The following is a 23,213-nucleotide window of genomic DNA, read 5'->3' on the forward strand; positions in this document are numbered from 1 at the left end:
AAAAGGAACTAACGATTTTGGCCGTAATAATGAGAGTATTCCATGATGTTGAAGAAATTACTGCAAAGAAAAAAGACGCATTTAAATGGATGCGTCTTTTGGCGATGTTTCTTTTGTGAAATCATATAAAGCAATTGCGCCTAAAATAACCAGTATACTTTCAGGGGCATCTAACAAAATAGTTCTCCAAGTTTCTGAGACTACCCATTTAATACCTGCCGCTGATTCAAGATATGTTTGAAAATAACTAATTGTAAAATCAATTACAAATAAACATACAAGTAATGTTAGACCAAATCGAATTAATTTCTTGTTTTTAAACATGTAACACCTCTCAAATTTCATTGAATATTTCTAATTTCAGTTCATCATATATAAAAATCCTTATATTTAATTTTAACATATATAAAATCCAAATAAATACAATATGCATATTTGCATATTGTATTGACAGTAGTCCATAATTCCGAATAGTAACCTCATAAACAATGGTATCATTTGAACCCACTATGTAACCGATTCCTGCATGTGAAATAAAGGAGAAGTCTTGTTTACAGGCTCCTTCTTCATCGACTCAAATAATCTGCAATTGTTTGAAATACGATGATATACATATTATGAATACTTTCTTCAGTATTTCCACCATTCGATAAACCAACTGCCCATTGTTGTCCTTCACCACTTCCTATATTTGCAAAGCCTTGCGTATACATAGCATTTACATCTTTTCGTGCACTGTTATACTCTATCCCTTTTGTAGTAAACGTTGAATATGATTTATCTTGCAAACCGATAAAAAACACTGGTTTCTTTAGCGATGAAAATACACTTTTATACTGCTCAGTTGAGGCTTCTTGAAAGTGATTTTTCATTATGAGAAAACCATCTACTTCCTTAGATTTCTTTTCCAGTTCCTCTAACTTCATTTCCTCAAATTTTATATTCCTAAACGTATCCTTTGGTTTTTCTCCAACAACTCCAATTACGAGTGCTCTTCCGTTATATTCTAATTTCTCTCCTTCTTTATCCTTTGCACACCCAGCACCAACTAGGCATATCAATATAAAAACTAATAAACACGATAAACGCTTCATTTAGCACCCTCCCCTTCTTTTCAGTCAAGTGACAAAAACGTAAGGTTCATTCAAGAAAATGTAAGTAAAATCGATAGCCCAAATTGCGTTTCTATATTATAATCAATTGAATTTACTTACATTACTAAACATAGGAGATTATCATGAAGAAATTTAAACTTTCATCTTTTCTTCCGTTAAGTTATATACTTCTACTCGTACTCGTAAGTCCCCTTTACGATGTATTAAATAAATCGACTGTACACGCAGTAGATGTCACAACTGTAGTAGATGATTGGATTCCATTTGTGAAAGCATTTATTATTCCTTACTTACTTTGGTTTCCTTACTTATACGGCGCACTTATTTATTACTGCTTTGCAGATCGAAAGCAATATTATGTCACTTTAAGTAGTATCATTCTTGGAAAACTTGCTTGTTTTTCCATTTATTATTTTTGGCAGACAACTGTACCACGTCCAACCGTTGTTGGATCAGACGTGTTTTCCGAACTAGTCCGCTATATTTATAGTATCGATCAACCAGTAAATTGTTTCCCAAGCATTCACGTTCTGACTACATTTGTCATTATGCTAGCTGCCTTTAAACGTAGAGAACAACATGCTTTTGAATATTACATCCTTACCTTCTTCGGTACGCTTATTATTTTATCAACGCTATTTACGAAGCAACATGCATTTGTAGACGCCATTTCTGGAATGATTCTTGCAAGCATACTTTACTTCGGCGTCCAACTTTTATTAGCAAAAGAAACAGTACGTGTTCCAGTAAAACAAAATCAAAAAATGTAAAAAGCAGACTGTGGCTTCTCAGTCTGCTTTTCTCTATATAAAAGGAGATTTTCAATTTAAGATTGCGGTACAGTCATATCACCAGAGTGAATACGACCTGCTTTTTTAAGAGCAATGTAAAGTATATAAGAAACAGCTACTGGAATGACGATATAAGTGATTACCATCGCTGGGACAACTTCCCATCCTTCGCTGGAAATTAAATTAATTGGTGCGATAAGGGAACTTAATCCAAGACCTGCAATTTCTTTTCCCGCTTCCAGTTGGAAAATTAATGCAGATACTGGACCAACTATCGCACTGGCGACAACAGTTGGGACGAGAATCATTGGGTTTTTAGTGATATTTGGCAACTGTACTTTCGGAGTACAAAGTGCTTGAGCTAATATGCCCCCTAAATTATTTTCTTTCGCTGAGATAACAGAGAATCCGATAAACTGAGCAACGCAGCCTGCAAGAGCAGCACCACCTGCAACACCGTCTAAGCTAAGTGCAATCGCTAACGCAGCTGATGAAGCTGGGGAGATAAGTAATAGTCCCCAAACTACCGCAATAACGATAGAAGCGATGAACGGGCTACCAGCTGAGCTATCTTTAATGAATGCTCCAACTGTATTTAAAACGGGAGTAATATTATGAGATAACCAAATACCGACTAAACCAGAACCTAATATTGCGGCAAATGGAACGAGCATCATATCTAACGCAGTTTTTCCGCTTAAACGTTTACCAATATATACAGCTAAAGTCGCTGTTAATAATGCTCCGATTGGCTCACCTGTTTTAATAATTAGACCTGCTTCAGTAATTGAAATGGATCCGGCACCAATCGCTCCAGCTACCATAGCCGAGAAGATTACAAGGCCATTTGCACCGAGCATAAAAGCAATTCCGGCACCAATGGCTGGTGCCATAAGTGATTTTGCAACAACTCCGATTGTAATAAGCAACGGAATATCAACAATTCTTCCTATATTTTCGATTAGTAAACCAATTCCAAGGGATACGAAAATACCTTGTGCGATTCCAGCTGATGCTTTAAATACACGAGACATTATATATTCCTTCATTTGTTTCACCTTCTCCTATAAGTTAGTAGCCAATTGTTTTCATATAATCACGTAAAATGTCATTTGATTTTGCGAATCGAGATTCTTCATCCTCTGTTAAATTTAGTTCTACAATTTCTCTTATACCATCTCTAGTAATAATAGCTGGTACTCCTGTACAAATATCATATTCACCATACTCACCATCTAAAATAGCTGATACAGCAATGACACGATGATCATCGTTAAAGATTGAGTTTGCAATATATGCTAGAGAATTTCCGATTCCGTAATAAGTAGTTCCTTTACGTTTATAAATTTCCCATCCAGCTTTCGCAGTCTTCTCAACGATTTCATCTAAATCTATTTCACCAAATTGATCTTTTTTCTCTTCTAAAATCTGCAGAATTGGTTTTCCACCAACAGTTACGTGTGACCAAGCAACCATTTGAGAATCACCATGTTCCCCTAATGAATACCCGTGAATACTACGAGGATCTACATGTAACATTTCAGATAAAATTGTTCGTAAGCGAGAAGAATCTAGTGAAGTACCAGTACCGATTACACGATTTCTAGGTAATCCAGATAATTTCCACACTTGATATGTAATAATATCAACTGGGTTCGATGCAAGTAAGAAAATACCGTCAAATCCACTTTCCATTACGCCACCAACAACACTTTCCATAATCTTCGCACTCGCTCCTAAAGTATCTAAGCGACTTTGCCCTGGCTTTGGTGCTGGTCCTGCTGTAATAATAACAATATCCATATCTTTGCAGTCTTCATAGCTTCCTGCATATACTTTTGTTCTTGTATTTGTAAAGTTAATGCAGTGTGATAAATCCATCGCTTCCCCAACTGCACGTTCATGATTTATATCAATTAATAATAGCTCTTCGCAAATGCCTTGATTCACAATGGAATATGCACAACTTGATCCAACTAATCCAGTACCGATAATTGCAATTTTTCTTGTATTTCGTTTCATAGCAATCTCTCCTAATTGATCATATAATCTATTTCTTTTGTTCTTTACACTCCTAATTATAGAGATTCCCACGATATAAACCATGGATACTTTGTGAAATGTTGAGCAAAGTTTTGTCCTTTTTGTGAATTGTTATATTCCATTTTCGTCATATTTGTTACAACTGGAAAAATATTTATTATGTATTTATTGACATATACAAAAAGAAAACGAGCGAATAGATTCGCTCGTTTTCTTTTTTCTGTTATTCCGCACTTAATTGGCTTTTTAATTGTTGTACAATCATCGGATTCGCAGGTGCTGCTGGCTTGTAATAACTCTTTTGCTTTGCATACTCATACATATTACGTTGACGCATCTCATCCTGATTACGAATTTGAATTAACGTTTGGTGTAACTGTTCATTATCAGACTGAGCGATATAATTTGCATAACTTGTTAAACTTGCATTTAATCCTGCTAAATAATCATTTACCATATCTTTTTCATTCATCTTTCGCTTCCTCCTATCCTAAGAAAGTCATTAATTGTTGTTTCGTATTTCGTGCATCTTGCGCATCTTTTTGTAGCATTTGTTTCAGTTGTGGATCCGTACACGTCTGTGCATACTGCTCCAACTTGTTAATAATTGTTGCATGTCCACCAATTAAATGACGTAAGTTTTCTACTTCAAGCTCTGTTAAATTTTGCATAGAATACTCCTACCTTTCTTTATTCGTTCACTGTTAGTATTTAGCTATTTTTTGATTGTATACATAAATTAACTTTTTCACGTGCATACAAAATAAAAGATGAATAGCTAAGCCATTCATCTTTTATACTGGTTATGTATTTATTTTTATAGAGATACAATCATACTTATACTCACAAGTAAGTTCCATACAATATGTAAAATAATACTAGGTATAATAGATTGTGTCTTTTTGTATAACATTGCAAATACCATTCCCATAATCGTTGCCGTAATTAGAAGACCTCCATGAAGAATTCCAAAAACGAAGGAAGAAATCATGATACTAACTAAAAAATTATATCTCTTTTCTAAAAATCGATATAAAATACCTCGAAATAGAATTTCTTCTTTAACCGGTGTAATGATAGCAACACTTAACACATATATAATACTTTGTATGCTATTTTGAAGCCCTAAACTCCCTAATTGTTCCTTTTGTTCTGCTGCACTTTCAAAACTAAATACATGTAACATTAAATATTGTGATACTGCAATGATAATAAAACCACTTAATAGATATAAATATGTCTTCCCACTCTTCAAAACGGATAAATCCCAAATAGATTTAATAAAATGAAGAACCGGTTTATAAGCTAATAAAACGATAGCAACAACAGATGCATCGAATAAGAGCAAATAATATCCTTCTAATTTAGTACTTAATGCTTCTTCTCCATAAATCCCAAAGGCTAAACCAAGGAATAATCCTCCTAGGAGTGAAATCCCTATAATCATTGCTATCATTACAAATAGATTTTTATATGTTATATTCTCTATTTTTCTTTCCGCACTATACGCTTCTAACACTGTTTTACTCACAGTATCCCTCCAGTTATTCTCATTTATATCATTAAAATCCTTTAATTTAAATATAAAGATAATATAACAAATTTTACAAAAAGAATAATATGCAATTTTACATATTATAAAAACTTTATATTTTATAGTTTTAGGAATAGAATTGCTATGCAATAATTATTATATGAAATTTCAAAAAACACTTCCTATTCACCATAAACCTCGCATCATATAAAACTTAATAGTTAAAGGAGCAATGAACATGAAAACCCACGACTTCCTTACAGAAATCCAGAAGGGCTCTGAGCCTAGTCCATATCAAGATCCTATTGCATTTATTTTCGTTTGCCTGTCCTTAGCTATATGCACATTTTTCAAACCTGCAAAATAATATCATGTAATGAGAAAAAGCCTACCGTTCTATTCAAATCATATGCACTAAAAACCTTAGAATCACTTCTAAGGTTTTTGTTTGTCTCGCTTCTTATTCACGTAATCCTTTAATAAACGTTTCCAACAATACATGTAAACTTATATCCAAATCTAACGGCAAACCAAATCCACCCTGCTGTTCAATCGATGCAAATCCATGACAAATACTTCTGAATCCACGCGTCGCATGAAGTGCATTTTCTCCTTCTAAGCCGTACTGTTGTAAAACTTGAAGACAAAGCTTTACAATGCCGTCACCTGCTCTTCTTACTTCTTCATCTCGTAAAAAAGTTGCTTCATACAGTCCAGGATGTTTACGTACGAATGTTACATACGCTTCTCCTAAAGCATGAATTGCTTCATCCATCCGTTTACCCTCGGTCGCTTCTTCCAGTCTGTTATACAGCTGTTTGATTCCGTAAATACCAAGATGTTTCCGTACATCTTGTAAGCCTTTCACATGATTGTATAGCGAGGGGGAACGTACCCCTAATGTTTGTGCTAGTGAAGCTAACGTTACTTCTTGTATTCCATTTGCATCTGCAATTTCTGCTGCTGTTTCTACAATTTTCTGTAATGTAAGTCCGATTCTCGGTGACATAAATTACCCCTCTTTTCTACTTTCTATATTCCGCTTCGCTTCCTTAATAGCAAGCTCTATGACAGCCCCTGGATCGTTTATCATTTTCCCATGCCCTGCCGCAAGCAAGGACGGCTCATATTCTCTTAACTTCTCTGCACTTTGTAATGATATTTCTTTACTCCACGTTGCCATCGCTGGAAACGGAAACCAAAATTTCATTTGTCCCGAAACAGCCGTACCTCCTCTCGTTTGGAATGCATCCCCAACAATAAGAGCTTTATTTCGTACATCAAGAAACGACATGGAGCCTGGCGTATGTCCCGGTGTCATAATCGCAAGAAGCGATCCAACTCGGTCGCCATCTTCCAATAAAACATCAGGTACCGTTTTTACTTTTTTGGGTACACCGCCTTTTATCGGTATATTCGGTTCATCCTTTTGTAACGTCGTATCTCCTTCTAACAGCTTTGCGTCCCTCTTAGAAATATAGACTGGAACATGAGGAAGCACTTCCTTTAATGCGTCTAATGCACCGATGTGATCATCATGCGCATGTGTTAATACAATATTCGTAATTGGTTTTCCTATTTTCTCAGCCGACTGTAAAATTCCTTTTGCGCTATATGGCAAAGCAGCATCAATTAAAGTTAAACCATCTTCTTCTTCTTCTATAAAGTAACAATTCACAGGAAACACTCTTGGCAAAAATGACAATTGATATACCGTTTTTTCATGCATCATTCTCATATTCCCATCTCCCTTTTCACGAAAACTAATACTATTAGTTTCATTATACTAATGGCATTAGTTTTATGTCACTAAAAATTTCTTTTTTTTCAAAAAAAAGAACAGTAGTCGTTTATACGACTACTGTTCTTTAAAGATATTAAACTGTGTAACGCTCATCTTCTAAAATTTTCGCTGCGATTTCACGTTTCTTCGGAATTACGTTAAGTGGTGTGTGACGAGTTAATTTACGTAATGATGATAACATCATGCGTAGCATGTCGCCGTTTTCAACTGCGATAAGTGTTTCTTTCGCATCTGCTTCGATTTCGTTAAATGCTTCTTGGCAGAATACTTCAGTGTATAACACTTTTTGTTTATTCTTTTCAAGACCAGTTGTTTTAATTGCTTTTTCTGTACGAAGAACAGCTGACTCCATTGCGTATAGGTTGCTTACGATGTCAGCGATATTCACAAGAATTTCTTGTTCTTTATCTAATGCTTTACCGTATTTTTGAGCAGCTAATCCAGCTACCATTAAGCCGATTTTCTTCGCGTTATTTACTAAATATTTTTGAAGTGCTAATGGCTCATCGCCTACTTCTTCTGGCATCATCATCATTAACTCTTCTTGTAATTTTTGTGCTTTTTGAAGAAGTGGTAATTCACCTTTCATCGCTTTACGTAAGAACGTACCTGGTACGATTAGGCGGTTAATTTCATTCGTTCCTTCGAAAATACGGTTAATACGAGAATCGCGGTACATTCTTTCAATCTCGTACTCTGCCATAAATCCGTAACCACCGTGAATTTGAACACCTTCATCTACTGTATAGTCTAGTACTTCAGAACCGAATACTTTGTTTAAAGAACACTCGATTGCATATTCAGCGATAGAAGCTGCTACTGCTTTACCGTCTTTTACTTCTTCTTCAGATAATGTGCTCATGCGACTTTCAAATAAGCCTACTGTACGATATACAGAGCTTTCAGCTGCATATGTTTTCGCTGCCATATTCGCAAGTTTCTCTTGAATTAATGGGAAGCGAGCGATTGGTTGTTTGAACTGTTGACGTTGGTTTGCATATTGTGCTGAAATTTCTACTGCACGTTTCGCAGATCCAACTGTACCAACACCTAATTTATAACGACCGATATTTAAAATGTTGAATGCGATAATATGACCTTTACCGATTTCACCAAGTAAGTTTTCTTTCGGTACTAACGCATCTTCTAAAATTAACGTACGAGTTGAAGAACATTTAATACCCATTTTCTTTTCTTCTGGGCTTGTAGATACACCAGCATAGTCTTTCTCTACGATAAATGCTGAGAAGTGCTCTCCATCGATTTTTGCATATACGATAAATACGTCAGCGAATGCAGAGTTTGTAATCCACTGTTTTTCACCATTTAATACGTAATGTGTACCTTCTGCATTTAAACGCGCCGTTGTTTTTGCACCTAATGCGTCAGATCCTGAACCTGGCTCTGTTAATGCGTATGCCGCTAATTTTTCACCAGTTGCAAGTAATGGTAAATACTTTTTCTTTTGCTCTTCGTTACCGAATAATACGATTGGTAACGATCCGATACCTACGTGAGCACCGTGAGTAATTGCAAAGCCACCAGCGCGAGAGAATTTCTCTGCGATTAACGCTGAGCTTACTTTATCAAGACCAATTCCGCCGTACTCTTCTGGTACGTCAGCGCCTAATAAACCAAGTTCCCCAGCTTCTTTTAAAAGACGAACAGAGCGATCAAACTCATGTTGCTCTAAATATTCAAGCTCTGGAAGAACTTCATTTACGATAAAGTCCTCTGTCGTTTTTGCAATCATTTTATGCTCAGATGAAAAATCTTCTGGCGTAAACACTTGATCAATCGTAATCTCATCTACTAAAAAGCTACCGCCTTTAACCGCATTTCCTACTGTTTTTTCCATGAAAATTTCCTCCTTCATATTTTCATAAGCCGCTTCTCTCATTTTGAAAGAAGCTGGCTCTCCCGTTTATTTTTTATAAACCTTTGTTGCTTCCATTCTTTGCATTGGTGACGTCTCGTTCTGAGCGAGCCGCTTCCACTTTTTTTAATCCAGTTCCAGCGGCTAGAATATTCGGTGGCTTCACTTCTTCCTGCGAGGCAAAGAACGCCTCTACGTCTGAAGCGCCATCCCCCTCACATTCTAAGCGAGCCGCTTCCACTTTTTTTCATAATCCAGTTCCAGTGGCTAGAACAGTCGGTCGTTTCACCCCTTCCTGTGAGGCAAAAAGCCCCTCTTCGTCAGGGCTTCCAACGCCCTCCTGTTCTGAGCAAGCCACCTGCACTTTTTTTATAGTAATTCAAACACTCCCGCTGCTCCCATTCCGCCGCCGATACACATTGTTACGATACCGAATTGTTCGTTGCGGCGTTTCATTTCGTGAATAAGAGATAGTGTTAGTTTTGCTCCTGTACAGCCAAGTGGATGTCCAAGTGCGATTGCACCGCCGTTTACGTTTACTTTTTCTTCATCTAAACCAAGTTCACGAATAACTTGGATCGATTGTGAAGCGAATGCTTCATTTAGTTCGAATAGGCCGATATCAGATAGCTCTAAGCCAGCTAGTTTTAATGCTTTCGGAATTGCTGCGATTGGGCCAATTCCCATTACTTCTGGTGGTACACCCGCTACTGCAAATGAACGGAATTTCGCAAGTGGCTTCATACCATCGCTTACTGCTTTTTCACGGTCCATTAATAATACAGATGCTGCACCATCACTCATTTGTGAAGAGTTACCAGCTGTTACAGAACCGCGAACGTTAAATGCTGGACGTAATTTACCTAAAATGTCTAGCGTTGTTTCTGCTCTTACACCTTCGTCTTGTGCGAAAATGATTGTTTCTTCTTGCAGTTTGTTATTTGATCCAACAGTACGTAACGTTACATCTACAGGCACTGTTTCATCAGCAAAGTTTCCTGCAGCTAATGCTTTCGCAGCACGTTGATGACTTCTTACTGCAAATGCATCTTGCTCTTCACGAGAAATTCCATATTTCACAGCAACTTGCTCTGCTGTATGTCCCATACCCATATAATATTCTGGAGCTGCTTCTACAAGGCGACTATTTGGACGAACAACGTGTCCCATCATTGGAACTAAACTCATTGATTCCGCTCCGCCTGATAATACCGCTTCCGAGTGACCAAGCATAATGCGCTCTGCTCCGTAAGCGATACTTTGTAAACCTGAAGAACAGTAACGGTTAATTGTAATAGCTGGAACATCGTAAGAAAGTCCTGCTAATCCGCCGATATTACGAGCCATATTTAAACCTTGCTCTGCTTCTGGCATCGCACAACCGAAAATTAAATCATCGATTGGTCCTTCATAATTCGCACGCTTTAACGTTTCCTTTACTACTAACGCCCCTAGATCGTCAGGACGAACTGTTTTTAATGAACCCCTCTTTGCTTTTCCAATTGGTGTTCTTGCTCCCGCAACAATGACAGCTTCTCTCATGAACGATATCTCCCCTCGTTATTAGTTACGTAATGGCTTTCCTTTTACAAGCATGTGCTGCATTCTTGCTTGTGATTTCATCTCACTTACTAAGCTAATAAATGCTTCACGTTCTACATCTAATAAATACTGCTCATCAACTTCTGTTCCATACGGCACTTTTCCGCCCGCGATGACATATGCAAGTTTCTTCGCAATGTGAAGATCGTACTCTGAAATGTAACCAGATAAATGCATTGCTTCTGCACCAAGTGCAAGAGTTGCATATCCTGTTTCACCAACAACCGGTATCTTTTTACGAATCGGCGCTTTATAACCAGCTTCATATAAAGCAAGTGCTTTCTGTTTCGCATCGTATAGTAAGTGATCACCATTCACACTAATACCATCTTTATCACCTAAGAAGTTATGAGAAATCGCTTCTTGTCCTGAAGTGGAAACTTTCGCCATTGCGACTGTTTCAAACACTTTATTTGCAACTTTTTGTAGATCGAACTCTACGCCATTTGCCATTTTATTTAAGTGTTTAATGTATAGCTCTTTATTACCGCCTCCGCCAGGGATTAAGCCAACACCAACTTCTACTAAGCCCATATACGTTTCACTAGAAGCTTGAATGCTCGCTGCTGGTAAGCAAACTTCTGTACCTCCGCCAAGCGTCATACCATATGGTGCTGCTACAACTGGCTTAGAAGAGTATTTAATTTTCGTCATTGCATCTTGGAAGTTTTTCACAACTAACTCAATTTCAAAGTAGTTGTCGTCTTGTGCTTCCATTAAGATCATTGCTAAGTTCGCACCAACGCAGAAGTTCTTCGATTGGTTACCGATAACAAGACCTTTATAATTCTTTTCTACTTCATCAACAGCGTAGTTAATCATTTGCGTAATATCCATACCGATCGCATTGCTCTTCGAATGGAATTCTAAGCAAAGGATGCCGTCTCCTAAATCAATTAAGCTCGCTCCGCTATTTTTCTTTAATACGCCATTTTTCGCTTTTAATTGCTTAAGAGAAATTGCCTTTTTATTACGTTCGATTAGCTTATATTCGCCATTATCGTAATAGTAGCTATCTCCGTTATCATGTTTGTAGAAAGTAGTGAAACCTTTCTCTAACATTTCTTTCACCCAAGCCGGAACAACTACGCCGTTTTCTTCCATCTTTTGAACGGACTTTTCAACGCCGATGGCATCCCAAACTTCAAACGGTCCTTGCTCCCAGCCGAAGCCCCACTTCATCGCTTGGTCAATTGCAACGATATCGTCAGCAATTTCTTTATGCAGTTTTGCAGAGTATAAAAGAGTCGGTGTGATGATATTCCATAACAACTCTCCTGCGCGGTCTTTCGCGTATACAAGCGCTTTCAATTTATTCGATAAACCTTTTTCTTGTTTACTTAACTCGATCGATGCAGCTTTTAATTTTTTACGAGCTTCGTACTCCATCGTTTCTGGATTTAATTCTAAAATTTCTTTTCCTTGTTTTAAGAAGAAGCCTTGACCTGTTTTGCTTCCAAGCCATTTTTTATCAAGCATGTCATGCATGAAAGCTGGTACTTTAAATACATCGCGCTCTTCTTCTTGTACGTTTTCATATACGTTATTTGCAACGTGTACGAATGTATCTAAACCGACAACATCTAATGTACGGAATGTTGCGCTCTTCGGACGACCAATAAGTGGGCCTGTTACTGAATCAACTTCCCCAATGCTATAGCCGCGTTTTACCATCTCTTGAAGAGTTACTAATAAACCGTACGTACCGATGCGGTTTCCAATAAAGTTTGGTGTGTCTTTTGCGATAACAACGCCTTTTCCAAGAACGTCTTCGCCAAATAGTTTCATGAAGCTTAATACTTGTGGATCAGTTTCTTTCGTCGGTATTACCTCTAGAAGTTTTAAATATCGTGGTGGGTTAAAAAAGTGTGTGCCTAAGAAGTGTTTCTGGAAGTCGTCTGAACGACCTTCTGCCATTTTTTCAACTGAAATGCCTGACGTATTCGAGCTTACGATAGAACCCGGTTTACGAACAGCATCTACTTTTTCAAATAGTTTCTTTTTAATATCTAAGTTTTCAACTACTACTTCAATAATCCAATCTACATCAGCTAGACGCTCAAGGTCATCTTCTAAGTTACCTGCTTCAATCAGTGCTAAATTTCCTTTCACTGTCAGAGGAGCTGGTTTTTGCTTTAATAGTTTTTGTAGTGCCGTATTACTAAAACGATTTCTCACACTTTTATGTTCTAATGTAAGTCCCTTCGCTTCTTCTTCTTTCGTAAGCGCAGGTGGTACAATATCAAGCAATAATGTCGGAATACCAATATTAGCTAAGTGTGCCGCAATTCCTGAACCCATTACGCCTGACCCTAGAACAGCAGCCTTTTTAATTTGGAACATCCAATTCTCCCCCTATTCTTGAATGAATGCTCATTCAATTTTTCGACATAAGTCGCAATCAATGAGTGAGCCTCTACTAATAAATATATGATACTGTTTAAATTTTCGCAATATATTTATTGATAAAATTTTCTGAAATAAATATTTTTCTTTTATTTGCCCATGCTATATATGTATTTTCTTCACTAAAATACACTTTCCCTTTTTATAATCTGACGAAACTGGAGGAATATATATGGCAAAACTTAAGAAGAACCCTTCAAAGGCTGGAATTAGCGCAGCAAGTGTGACAGGAAACGCTGGCCCAACTGATCGAGGCGTGGAAAAAGGACGTCAAGGTAATAACCAACAATATAAGAAGCATAATATGGGCGAAAAATAACGCTATATTTTTGGGCAGAGAACGTGGCATAATGGGTAATGGCTGCTTTTTCTGCCCAATTTATTTGTCACAAATGAGGGAATTATAATGAAACGAACAATAGTTATGATTGTAATGATTGCCACACTATTTACAGGGATGATTTTCTTCTCTTACGCACAAAGACAACAAGCTGTAAGAGCTGATCAACCTAGCATCACTGGGCAATACGGCATTACAATTGATGCAGACACAGGTGAAATTTTGTATGGGAAACGAGAAGACGAACGCTCTTATCCGGCTAGTATAGCCAAAATGATGACAACCCTTCTTTTACTAGAGAATGTAAAAGAAGATGAAGAAATTACAGTTACAGAAAACGCAATTAAAACAGAAAGCCAAAGTAAGAAAATTAAACTTCGTGCTGGGGAAAAGTTAAAACGTGATGAGGCATTAAAACTGATGCTTATCATTAGTGCAGACCCAATAGCTGAATCCATTGCAGAACATATTGCAGGATCAAAAAATGAATTTGTAAAAATGATGAATGCTAGAGCGAAGGAACTTGGTACAAAGCATGCGACTTTCAAAAACGCAAGTGGTGCTGATGCAATAGGAAACAAAGTATCACCATATGACATTGCTATAATTACGAAAGAAGCATTAAAGTACCCAGTTGTTTTAGAATATATGAATTCAACGCGTACAACTCTACATACTTCAGAACGCTCCCCAAAGATTGCAAACTATGGACGAGAAGAACTATATGACGATCCATATGCAATTGGAAGTAAAAGCGGTCTATCAGCACTCGGAAAATATACGGTCGTAACAGTGGATGAGAAAGACGGTAAACGTGTCATTAATGTTGTATTATCTTCTACTCGCAAGCAACTGTATCCTGATACGAAGAAAATGGCACATTACGCATTTCAGCAATTAAAATAACCAAGGAGTATTTTCTCCTTGGTTATTTTTTAACCATACCTTTTAATACGAACGCAACGTTTGCTGGACGCTCTGCTAGGCGACGCATAAAGTATCCATACCAGTCGTTTCCATAAGGTACGTAAACACGCATTTTGTAACCTTCTTTTACTAGCTCCAGTTGACGCTCATTACGAATACCGTATAACATCTGGAATTCAAATTGATCCCTTGGAATGTTGTGTTCTTCGGCAAGTTTTTTTGTATATTCAATAATCGCTTCGTCATGTGAAGCAATTGCAGTATAATTTCCATTTAATAAGTGCATTTTAATAATCTTTTTATAATTGTCATCTACATCTTTCTTGTCCGGGAACGCCACTTCTTCAGGTTCTTTATAAGCCCCTTTTACAAGACGTAAATTAGGATTATAAGCATTTAAGTCCTCAATATCTTTTTCGGTACGATATAGGTAAGCTTGAATAACAGTACCAATATTATCGTACTCAGACTTTAACTGTTTAAAGATATCAATTGTCTTTCCACAGCGTGTATAATCTTCCATATCAATTGTAACGAACACACCATTTTCTTTTGCAGCTTCTAAAATGCGGCGCATATTGTTCATTACGATTTCATCAGAGATATCTAGCCCCATAGAAGTCATCTTTAAAGAAAGTTGCGAATCAAGACCTTCTCTTCCAATTGCACGGATTGCTTCAATCGATTGGTTAGCCATTTCATTTGCTTCCGCTTCATTATCAACGAATTCCCCTAAATAATCGATTGTTACGCAAAGTCCTTGCTTGTTTAATTGTTTAATAGCTGCTGTCGCTAATTCAATTGTCTCCCCTGCGACAAAGCGACCTGCACCAAAGCGTAAACCGTACTTTTTAGCCAGTTTTGTTAGCGCTTTATTTTTAGATAAGAAAAGAAACGAATTTCGCATTAATTGTTCCATGTAATTCACCCCTATGACTTAATTTATCTGTTTTTTACCCCTCTTCGAAATTATATCATTGTTTAAAATTATTGGATACAAATAATTATTTAGATAATTTATAAAATACTATAAAAACATTTAAAAACCTATATTCTCGCTTATAAATATGCCTGAAATATTTTTCGACATTTAGAAAAATAGAGTTTAATAGGCACAAAATAGGCATGCCGAAAATATTCGACATGCCTATAAAACCCTTTATATTCCATGTAAATTATATGAGGATATTAATACAGAAAACTTGAGATTATATTTACCCCAAGTTTTTTTATTGCTCATTTCTCTTCTCTTCATTCAGCCTTTTAATATGTGTAATTAACTGCACCATCTCTTCTTTCGCATCGGGATAAGTCTCATTCCAATGCTTCACTAAAGCCGGCATCGTCTTCGCTATGTAAGAATACAGCGCCCACTTCTGTACCTGTTCTTTTCTCTCTTCATTGCTCTCTCCAAGTAATAGTTCCGTGTATTTCTCTAACAACCCGTCAAATTGTTCGTTAAACTTTTCACTCATCTTATCTACCTCCTATATGAAAAAAGCAGCGAAGATCGCTGCTTTTCTTTATAATTTTGATCGAACAGAGTTTAATTTCTTCTCCATTGTGCTTACTTTATCACGACGATCATCGATACGAATTGTTGTCGCAACGCGCTGCGCACCTTTCGCATATGGAACTTCATGCATTTGTTGAATTACTTCTAGAATGACAGGAAGATCTCCTTCAATAATTGTATTCATTGGTGTTAATTGATACTTCACACGATCTGAGTTTTTCTCTAGCACCTTTTGTACTTCTGCTACATATTCACTCACACTTGGATTACCTGTTCCTACTGGAATAATCGATACGTCAACAATTGCCATAGTAGTCTTCCTCCTATACTTGCTTCTTATATATCCATTGTCTATTTTACCGAAATACGCATCATTTTACTAATTTGTTATTCCTCTATTTTAAACTGCTCAACTAATCTTTCTAAGTCTCTCATATGCTCCGTCAAGCTTTCCATCGTATGAGCTACCTTTTCTAGATGATTCACTTGTGATTCAGTTGCAGCATTTACCTCTTCCGAAACCGCTGCGCTTTCTTGACTCGTACCAGCAATTGTATGCATGACCGCTGTAATTTCTCCTTGCTCGTGACCGATGTTATGTACCTCTTCTACAATTTGTTCCACTGAAGTACTAATTGTATTTACAACTGACATAATGGTACGGAATTCCGCCTCTGCTTCTGTCGTAACATTATTTTGTATATCCGCAATGTCTTTCAATTTACTTACAACTTCTACAACTCTCCTTACCTCTACTTGTACATCACCAATCATCGTCGCAATTTCTACTGTTGCTTCTTTTGATTGTTCCGCTAATTTTCGAACCTCTTCCGCAACAACAGCAAAGCCCTTACCTTGTTCACCTGCACGTGCCGCCTCGATTGAAGCATTTAAAGCAAGTAAATTCGTTTGATCCGAAATGCCTTTTATAAGCTCTACAACATTTTGAATCGATCCAACCCTTTGCTCTAACTTTCCGGATGCTTCCTCTGTATGAACAACAATCGAAGAGGATTGGCCCCTCGTACGAACTAAATTACGCATCGTATTTAATCCTTGCTTAGATGCCTCTTCAGCTTTGCCAGCCACACCTTTTATTTCACCAACAGAGTTATTCATTTGTTCCACTGACTGCGCCATATTCTCGAGCTGCTCTGAAACTTCATCTACACTATTAGCAAGCGTAGAAGCTCCTCCGCTCACGTCATCCATTGCACCTGACACTTCTCTACTAGCTGCTACAGTCTCATTCGTTAAATAATGTAGATTACTCGTTGATTGTTGCACGGTTGATACACTATTTTTAATTTTGCTTACCATTTCATTCATTTGCTCAACCATATGATTAAAATGGTTCGTCAGCTCTCCAACTTCATCCTTACTTGTCACTTTCATTTGCAACGTTAAATCACCTTCTGCTACTTTTTGAACGTGATTCGTTAATAGTTGCAGCGGTCTTGCTAATCTTCTTGAGAACAAGTATGAGGCTACAATTCCAACGAATAAGCTAATACATGCCATTATAAGGACTGTATTTCTCGTACTATTTAATAGCCCATCAATCGTGTCCTTCGGATAAACAATCCCAATTTTCCATTTCATCTTATCAAACAGTTGACTATAGGCTACTACATCGTTCCCTCCTAATGTCGTCACTGCAAATTTTGTTTCATCTTTATTTAAACTTTTTACAAGTGATTCTTTTGAAACATCTTTTCCTACTTGCCCTGGATATACAATAGCAATATTTTTATCATTTACGATAAACATTTCTCCGCCATTATTATATTGAATATTATGGAGTAGCTTTTGGATTGTTCCTAGTGATACATCCATTGCTACTACCCCTAAAACAGAGCCATCCTGTCCGACAATAGCTTTTGAAACTCCAATACTTAACTTACCTGTCGCGATTTCATATTGTGGTTGCCCCCAAATAATCGATTTTGTATCAGATTCTGATGCTTTATACCACTGACGACTCGTTGGATCATACCCTTCTGGTACTTTTCCTCCGTCAGCAAGATTTGCACTCAACGTTTTTTTATCTTTCGTTCCAATGTATACGTCTAAAATGTCAGGATGGTTCTTTTTAAATCTTGAAAACTCTTTTAAAATAAAGCTCTCTTCTTCTGGAGTCACTCCATCTTGTAACATGTTTTGAATATCATCATGGCTTCCATAATGACCCATATCTTCTTCAATTCGCTGCATAAATGCAGTTAACTGCTCTGTCACAAGATCCATCGTATTTTGAGAATACTGGTCTAAGGAGCTCACTTCCTTCTCTTTCTGTAATTGATACATAGCTGTACCTAAAATTACGAACATCATTGAAATAAGTACTGAAAATACTACTGCAATTTTTAAACGTAAACTTCTCAACATCTTCCCCAACGCATCCCCTTCTCGTTGTATTGTAATCATATTAATCACTATATTAAGTATAATGGATAAAATTAAAAAATTGAAATTAATTCTCAACTCAATCCCATTAGAAAACCTACTACCACTTGTGTAAAAACAAATAGTTCATTATCCTTAAACTATATAATCTCATTCGTTCGGAGGTAACTATGTTACAAAAATTCGGTTTCTCACAATATGAAAGCCAAGCTTATGAAGTTGTCGTATCAAGCAACGAACCATTAGATGCTACAACGATTGTGAAGCATTCTGGTGTGCCAAAAGCCAAAATATATGAAGTGCTTGCACGCCTGATCGATAAAGGAATGGTAATGGATTCTGTTTCAGAAAAGAAAAAGCTGTACACAGCATTACCACTCAAACTAGCAATTGAAAAATTAACGACAGAATTCCAATCTAATATTAAAGAATTAGAGACAACTATATCAAAAAAATCATTTACAGATGACCGTGTGTGGAGCTTAAAAATGCAATCTTCTATTCGCGTTCAAAGTAAAGAGCTCATCGAAAGCGCAAAAGAATCGATTCGCATTTCAGCTTGGAACGATACTCTTTTAGAATATCTTCCGTTACTAGAAGAAAAAGCAAAGCAAGCCGTCCAAATTGAATCTCTTATAGTTGGAGAAGTAGAAACGAATTTAGAAAACATGCATTTTCTAATTCCAGCTGAAGAACCTAACGCATTAGAGCGCTATTTACTACTCATCGTTGACGACCGCGAAATTTTATTTGCTGGTGTAGAGCAAGAGTCATGGCAAGCAATGAAAACAATGTCACAACCTTTCGTAAAGTTCTTTACAGAATTTTTCTATCACGACGTTGCACTTGCAAAGATTACCCAGAAACACCATGATCTCTTTATGGAAGATGAGGAAATTAAGAGTTTGTTGATGAAGTTGAGATATTAAAAAAACGCCTCTATTACAAGGCGTTTTTTTCTACATTTCTTTTCTATTTTTCATCCTTAACACATAAGCACCAACAATAATAAAAACAAGTCCTAAAACGGATAAAACCGTAAATTCATTGCCGACGCCGCCTGTAGCTGGTAATCGCACTTCATTATGAGTACTAGGTTGTTGCATCGGCTTCACATCAGCGGAAGGTTTCACTTCTCCATTCGATGTTGGCTTATTTGGCTTAGAAGGAAGCGATGCCTTTTCTTCTTTCTTATTTTTCACAATATGTTTAATAATTTCTCCATCCTCTTTTATTTCAAATGCGAATGTCTCTTCATTTATTACATATCCATTTGGTGCTATTGTTTCTTTATACGTGTATTTTCCGTATGGTAGTTTGAATTTCGCTATACCTTGCTCATTTGTTTTTCCTTTTACTACTTCTTTCCCTTGTTCATTGTAGATTGTAAATTCTGCGTTCGGTAACTTCGTATTTCCATCCGCTACATCTATTTTCGTTATTTCTAACTCACCTTCTACCTTCTTATCTTGAACGATATGTTTAATAATTTCTCCATTCTCTTTTATTTCAAATGCGAACGTCTCTTCATTTATTACATATCCATTCGGCGCTATTGTTTCTTTATACGTGTATTTTCCGTATGGTAGTTTGAATTTCGCTATACCTTGCTCATTTGTTTTTCCTTTTACTACTTCTTTCCCTTGTTCGTTGTAGATTGTAAACTCTGCATTTGGTAATTTCGTATTCCCATCCGCTACATCTACTTTCGTTATTTCTAATTCACCTTCTACCTTCTTATCTTGAACGATATGTTTAATAATTTCTCCATTCTCTTTTATTTCAAATGCGAACGTCTCTTCATTTATTACATATCCATTCGGCGCTATTGTTTCTTTATACGTGTATTTTCCGTATGGCAGTTTGAATTTCGCTATACCTTTTTCATCCGTTTTCCCTTTTACTACTTCTTTCCCTTGTTCGTTGTAGATTGTAAATTCTGCGTTCGGTAATTTTGTATTCCCATCCGCTACATCTACTTTCGTTATTTCTAATTCACCTTTTACATTTTCATTTTTCAGCTCTAATACAGCAGTTTCACCAGTTTTCACTTCAATTTTTTTAACACTTCCTTCTAACACATATCCAGCTGGCGCTTGAATTTCTTTGACGCTATATATACCGATTGGAAGATTACCTAACTCCGCAATCCCCTTATCATTAGTCGTAACATTTTGTTTAAAGTTTTCATTAGAAACTTCAAACACCGCTCCTTTTAATACTTCCTTTTTTTCTCCTAATTTCATAATCTTTAAAGATCCTACTGATTCCCAATTTACAACTAAATCTGTACTGATTTTCTCACTATTTCTTTGTAACAATACCGTTGTATTTTGAACTTTTTCTGATCCTTTAAAAGCTATTGCTTGTAAATTTGTTAAAGTAGACTTCACTTTCATCTTAAAGTTACCACTACTCGTATTTTTCGGGATTAAAATTTTGAATTTTTCGTTAATTGATAACGTGCTTTTCTCTTCTCCATTTTCATTTACAATTCGAAGCCCTTTAGGAGCATTTTCAGGAACAATTGTATAAGAGCCAGAAACCGCATTTGTTTGCACTGCATAAAATCCTGTTTCTAAATAATCACCATTTTGTGTAGCAGTTTGCGGATCTACAGGATTAACTTTAAGGAATGTATCTTGTGATCCAGTTTCTTTTTTTGAAGCCTCTACTAAACGCTTCATAAGATTATGTACACGTTCATTTTTTGCAACTAAATCTTCTTCCGTTAATTCATTTGCTGCAATCCATACTGCTAATTGTGTAGCATAATGCGCTTCTTCCGTTGTCGCTACACCTAATTCAGATGGGCTTTTTTGAGGATATCCATTTAATAAAACACGATATACGGCATCAGATGTTTTCCCCATTTCAGGCAAATCATCCCCATTGGGAGAACGTAAATCAGGCGTTAAACAATACGCAATACTCCCCGAAGCCGTTTTAATTATTTCGGTCTTTATTTCACGCTGTTTCGAATTACTATAGCTCCAATCCATCTTATATGTTTCTCTGTTCATTACTTCTGCCTTTACTTGTGGCATTGCAATTCCTAATAAAATAATAAGAGCACTTAAAAAACTAAACCATTTTCCTGCCATCTTTCGTTTCATTCTCTCCACCACCATATATAAATTTCTACATGAATCAATCTTACTGTTTCATTGTACTTATAGTGAAAAAAAGAGAATAGGTGGTTTTTTTGTAGTATCTTGTCGAATTGTTGAGAAAGTTCCAAAGTAATAAGCAACTTTAAAACTGTTTGCTGTCATAGTGCTATTGACAAATAAACATTACATGTTTTCAATTTTCAAACATAATAAAAAAGACACTTTATAAGTGCCTTTTTAACTTACGGAAAACAAATTTCAAACGAATACATATTACTTATCTTTTTCCTTTATCCCCGTCAACAACTCAATCATTTTCTCATTCTGCTCCACTTGTTTCTCTGAATTTTGATAGATGAAACGGACCCATCTTAATATAAAAACAACTATCAATATCGGTAGTAGCGCAATTATCATGCCGAATACCGAGAAATTAGACATCATTTTCCATCACCTCGCTATATACACCTTTCTCCATCCACCCACCAAACCCTTCCATTTTTTACAAATAAAAAAAGAACCTATCAAACGATAGATTCTTCTTTTGCAAACTGAGTAGAACGTCCTCTCGTAATCGAGAAAATCGCACAAAGTAGCGCTAATATAATAAAACCGCCCCCTACCCAAGCGTTATATATAACAGATGATTTTTCAATAACAACTCCACCTACTGTTGAACCGAGCGCAATCCCTAAGTGAAGGGCAGAGTTATTTAAACTTTGCTGAATACCAGCTGATTCCGGTGCAATTTCAATTAAATAATTTTGTTGTGCTGGTGAAATAGCCCAGCTCAGCATGCTCCAAAGTCCCATCATAATAATGAACAGTGGGAATGAGAATGTCATCATTGGCAATAGGAAGATTGCACACGCAAATACGATAATAATTGAGATAATACTTTTCTTCGATCCCCATTTATCAGCAAGCCAGCCTCCGAAGCCGCCCCCAATTACTGCTGCGATTCCGAAGATGAAATAAAATACACTAATCCAATTCGCTTCCACATGCATAACATCTTTTAAAAATGGTGTTAAATATGCATATAGTGTTAAATGACCCGTTAAAAATAAGAACGACGTTAACTGTGCACTGACGATTTTTTTATCTTTTAACGTAGCAATTTGCTCTCTTATTGATAATACCGATGTCGGTGGTACTTTCGTTAAGAATAATGAAATACAAGCGATTGCCATCACTGTTAAGATTGAAATGAGCACAAATGGTGCACGCCATCCATATGCATTTCCGAGCACAAGGCCAAGCGGTACTCCAAGTACAAGTGACCCACTAATCCCCATGAAAATGATTCCAATTGCACGCGCACGAAAATGCGGTTCTACAACGCTAGAAGCAAGTGTTACTGACAGTGCAATAATAAGCGAACCACTCGCCGCACAAATCACCCTTGAGAACATTAACATCCCATAATTCACACTAAATGCTGAAATAATATTTCCGATTAAGAAAATTGATAATGCCCCAACATACAATGTTTTTCTTTCAAATTTCCCTGTTAATGCTAATAAAACAGGACCTGATAAAGCAAATACTACTGAAAATATTGTGATAAGCTGACCAGCTGCACTAATAGATACTCCTAAATCATTGGCAACTAAATCAAGCGTTCCTCCTATAATTAGCTCAACCGTTCCGACTACGAAAGCCGCGATAGCTAAAATATACACACGAAAATTCAAGTCTTTCCCCACGCTTTCTATTTTGGTTACTACGACTATAGTA

The 23,213-nt window shown here is 36.6% G+C and carries 24 protein-coding genes; 4 read left to right on the top strand and 20 right to left on the bottom strand.

Annotated elements, in window-relative coordinates; genetic code table 11:
• Positions 1-81: 81 nt before the first annotated feature.
• Both ACTFRS_RS21050 and ACTFRS_RS21055 read right to left on the bottom strand, forming a co-directional pair.
• The gene (locus tag ACTFRS_RS21050; protein ID WP_063260502.1) at positions 82-324 is read right to left on the bottom strand and encodes a DUF3937 family protein; all 243 of its coding nucleotides are present in this window, start codon (positions 322-324) and stop codon (positions 82-84) included.
• A 242-nt stretch (positions 325-566) separates the two neighbouring features.
• Complete coding sequence (locus ACTFRS_RS21055; RefSeq protein ID WP_440025089.1) at positions 567-1,094, bottom strand: hypothetical protein; 528 nt, start codon at positions 1,092-1,094, stop codon at positions 567-569.
• Positions 1,095-1,237: 143 nt separating this feature from the next.
• Between ACTFRS_RS21055 and ACTFRS_RS21060 the strand changes: the two genes are divergently transcribed.
• Positions 1,238-1,885, top strand: a complete 648-nt coding sequence (locus ACTFRS_RS21060; RefSeq protein ID WP_440025087.1) for a phosphatase PAP2 family protein — start codon at positions 1,238-1,240, stop codon at positions 1,883-1,885.
• Between the two features lie 56 nt (positions 1,886-1,941).
• On the opposite strand, the gene ACTFRS_RS21065 is transcribed toward ACTFRS_RS21060, so the two are convergent.
• The 11 genes from ACTFRS_RS21065 to ACTFRS_RS21115 all read right to left on the bottom strand — a co-directional run bounded on the left by ACTFRS_RS21065 (position 1,942) and on the right by ACTFRS_RS21115 (position 13,108).
• The gene (locus ACTFRS_RS21065; protein WP_000666177.1) at positions 1,942-2,955 is read right to left on the bottom strand and encodes a PTS transporter subunit IIC; all 1,014 of its coding nucleotides are present in this window, start codon (positions 2,953-2,955) and stop codon (positions 1,942-1,944) included.
• A gap of 22 nt (positions 2,956-2,977) precedes the next feature.
• Positions 2,978-3,928 carry an L-lactate dehydrogenase gene (locus ACTFRS_RS21070; protein ID WP_406846487.1) on the bottom strand — a complete coding sequence of 317 codons (951 nt, stop codon included), beginning with the start codon at positions 3,926-3,928 and terminating at the stop codon, positions 2,978-2,980.
• Between the two features lie 244 nt (positions 3,929-4,172).
• Positions 4,173-4,421 carry a spore coat protein gene (locus ACTFRS_RS21075; protein ID WP_001002987.1) on the bottom strand — a complete coding sequence of 83 codons (249 nt, stop codon included), beginning with the start codon at positions 4,419-4,421 and terminating at the stop codon, positions 4,173-4,175.
• A gap of 13 nt (positions 4,422-4,434) precedes the next feature.
• Complete coding sequence (locus ACTFRS_RS21080) at positions 4,435-4,620, bottom strand: hypothetical protein (protein ID WP_001180555.1); 186 nt, start codon at positions 4,618-4,620, stop codon at positions 4,435-4,437.
• Between the two features lie 146 nt (positions 4,621-4,766).
• The gene (locus tag ACTFRS_RS21085) at positions 4,767-5,480 is read right to left on the bottom strand and encodes a CPBP family intramembrane glutamic endopeptidase (RefSeq protein WP_139868239.1); all 714 of its coding nucleotides are present in this window, start codon (positions 5,478-5,480) and stop codon (positions 4,767-4,769) included.
• A gap of 463 nt (positions 5,481-5,943) precedes the next feature.
• Positions 5,944-6,492, bottom strand: a complete 549-nt coding sequence (locus tag ACTFRS_RS21090) for a TetR/AcrR family transcriptional regulator (RefSeq protein ID WP_139868241.1) — start codon at positions 6,490-6,492, stop codon at positions 5,944-5,946.
• A 3-nt stretch (positions 6,493-6,495) separates the two neighbouring features.
• Positions 6,496-7,221, bottom strand: coding sequence for an MBL fold metallo-hydrolase (locus ACTFRS_RS21095; protein ID WP_440025084.1), 726 nt, complete (start codon positions 7,219-7,221; stop codon positions 6,496-6,498).
• A 139-nt stretch (positions 7,222-7,360) separates the two neighbouring features.
• A complete protein-coding gene (locus tag ACTFRS_RS21100; RefSeq protein ID WP_000416278.1) occupies positions 7,361-9,145 on the bottom strand; it encodes an acyl-CoA dehydrogenase family protein in 1,785 nt (594 codons plus the stop codon).
• Between the two features lie 73 nt (positions 9,146-9,218).
• A complete protein-coding gene (locus ACTFRS_RS21105) occupies positions 9,219-9,404 on the bottom strand; it encodes a hypothetical protein (protein ID WP_440025082.1) in 186 nt (61 codons plus the stop codon).
• A gap of 128 nt (positions 9,405-9,532) precedes the next feature.
• The gene (locus ACTFRS_RS21110) at positions 9,533-10,705 is read right to left on the bottom strand and encodes an acetyl-CoA C-acetyltransferase (RefSeq protein ID WP_044791031.1); all 1,173 of its coding nucleotides are present in this window, start codon (positions 10,703-10,705) and stop codon (positions 9,533-9,535) included.
• A gap of 21 nt (positions 10,706-10,726) precedes the next feature.
• On the bottom strand, positions 10,727-13,108 hold the full coding sequence (locus tag ACTFRS_RS21115; RefSeq protein WP_429678073.1) for a 3-hydroxyacyl-CoA dehydrogenase/enoyl-CoA hydratase family protein: 2,382 nt from the start codon (positions 13,106-13,108) through the stop codon (positions 10,727-10,729).
• A 235-nt stretch (positions 13,109-13,343) separates the two neighbouring features.
• On the opposite strand from ACTFRS_RS21115, the gene ACTFRS_RS21120 reads away from it, so the two are divergent.
• Entirely contained in the window at positions 13,344-13,490 is a 147-nt protein-coding gene (locus ACTFRS_RS21120) for a YuzL family protein (RefSeq protein ID WP_001096347.1), read from the top strand.
• A gap of 87 nt (positions 13,491-13,577) precedes the next feature.
• On the top strand, positions 13,578-14,417 hold the full coding sequence (locus ACTFRS_RS21125) for a D-alanyl-D-alanine carboxypeptidase family protein (RefSeq protein WP_440025080.1): 840 nt from the start codon (positions 13,578-13,580) through the stop codon (positions 14,415-14,417).
• Positions 14,418-14,439: 22 nt separating this feature from the next.
• On the opposite strand, the gene ACTFRS_RS21130 is transcribed toward ACTFRS_RS21125, so the two are convergent.
• The 4 genes from ACTFRS_RS21130 to ACTFRS_RS21145 form a co-directional block, all read right to left on the bottom strand.
• Positions 14,440-15,357 carry a proline dehydrogenase family protein gene (locus ACTFRS_RS21130; RefSeq protein ID WP_000436772.1) on the bottom strand — a complete coding sequence of 306 codons (918 nt, stop codon included), beginning with the start codon at positions 15,355-15,357 and terminating at the stop codon, positions 14,440-14,442.
• Between the two features lie 310 nt (positions 15,358-15,667).
• Positions 15,668-15,913: a YusU family protein gene (locus tag ACTFRS_RS21135; protein ID WP_001290596.1), complete on the bottom strand. Its 246-nt coding sequence runs from the start codon at positions 15,911-15,913 to the stop codon at positions 15,668-15,670.
• Between the two features lie 48 nt (positions 15,914-15,961).
• Positions 15,962-16,264: an MTH1187 family thiamine-binding protein gene (locus ACTFRS_RS21140; protein ID WP_001018866.1), complete on the bottom strand. Its 303-nt coding sequence runs from the start codon at positions 16,262-16,264 to the stop codon at positions 15,962-15,964.
• 77 nt (positions 16,265-16,341) lie between these two features.
• Positions 16,342-18,342 (bottom strand): methyl-accepting chemotaxis protein, encoded by a 2,001-nt coding sequence (locus ACTFRS_RS21145; protein WP_139868640.1) that lies wholly within the window; start codon positions 18,340-18,342, stop codon positions 16,342-16,344.
• Between the two features lie 188 nt (positions 18,343-18,530).
• Here ACTFRS_RS21145 and ACTFRS_RS21150 point away from each other — a divergent pair, with 188 nt between their 5' ends.
• Positions 18,531-19,289: a TrmB family transcriptional regulator gene (locus ACTFRS_RS21150; RefSeq protein WP_016718846.1), complete on the top strand. Its 759-nt coding sequence runs from the start codon at positions 18,531-18,533 to the stop codon at positions 19,287-19,289.
• A gap of 30 nt (positions 19,290-19,319) precedes the next feature.
• On the opposite strand, the gene ACTFRS_RS21155 is transcribed toward ACTFRS_RS21150, so the two are convergent.
• The 3 genes from ACTFRS_RS21155 to ACTFRS_RS21165 all read right to left on the bottom strand — a co-directional run bounded on the left by ACTFRS_RS21155 (position 19,320) and on the right by ACTFRS_RS21165 (position 23,182).
• Entirely contained in the window at positions 19,320-21,491 is a 2,172-nt protein-coding gene (locus ACTFRS_RS21155; RefSeq protein WP_440025077.1) for a SpaA isopeptide-forming pilin-related protein, read from the bottom strand.
• A gap of 255 nt (positions 21,492-21,746) precedes the next feature.
• Positions 21,747-21,917: a hypothetical protein gene (locus ACTFRS_RS21160; RefSeq protein ID WP_440025076.1), complete on the bottom strand. Its 171-nt coding sequence runs from the start codon at positions 21,915-21,917 to the stop codon at positions 21,747-21,749.
• Between the two features lie 80 nt (positions 21,918-21,997).
• On the bottom strand, positions 21,998-23,182 hold the full coding sequence (locus ACTFRS_RS21165) for an MFS transporter (RefSeq protein ID WP_139868252.1): 1,185 nt from the start codon (positions 23,180-23,182) through the stop codon (positions 21,998-22,000).
• Positions 23,183-23,213: the final 31 nt, after the last annotated feature.

Source organism: Bacillus cereus group sp. MYBK139-1, from assembly GCF_051916915.1.
Classification (GTDB): Bacteria; Bacillota; Bacilli; order Bacillales; family Bacillaceae_G; genus Bacillus_A; species Bacillus_A pacificus.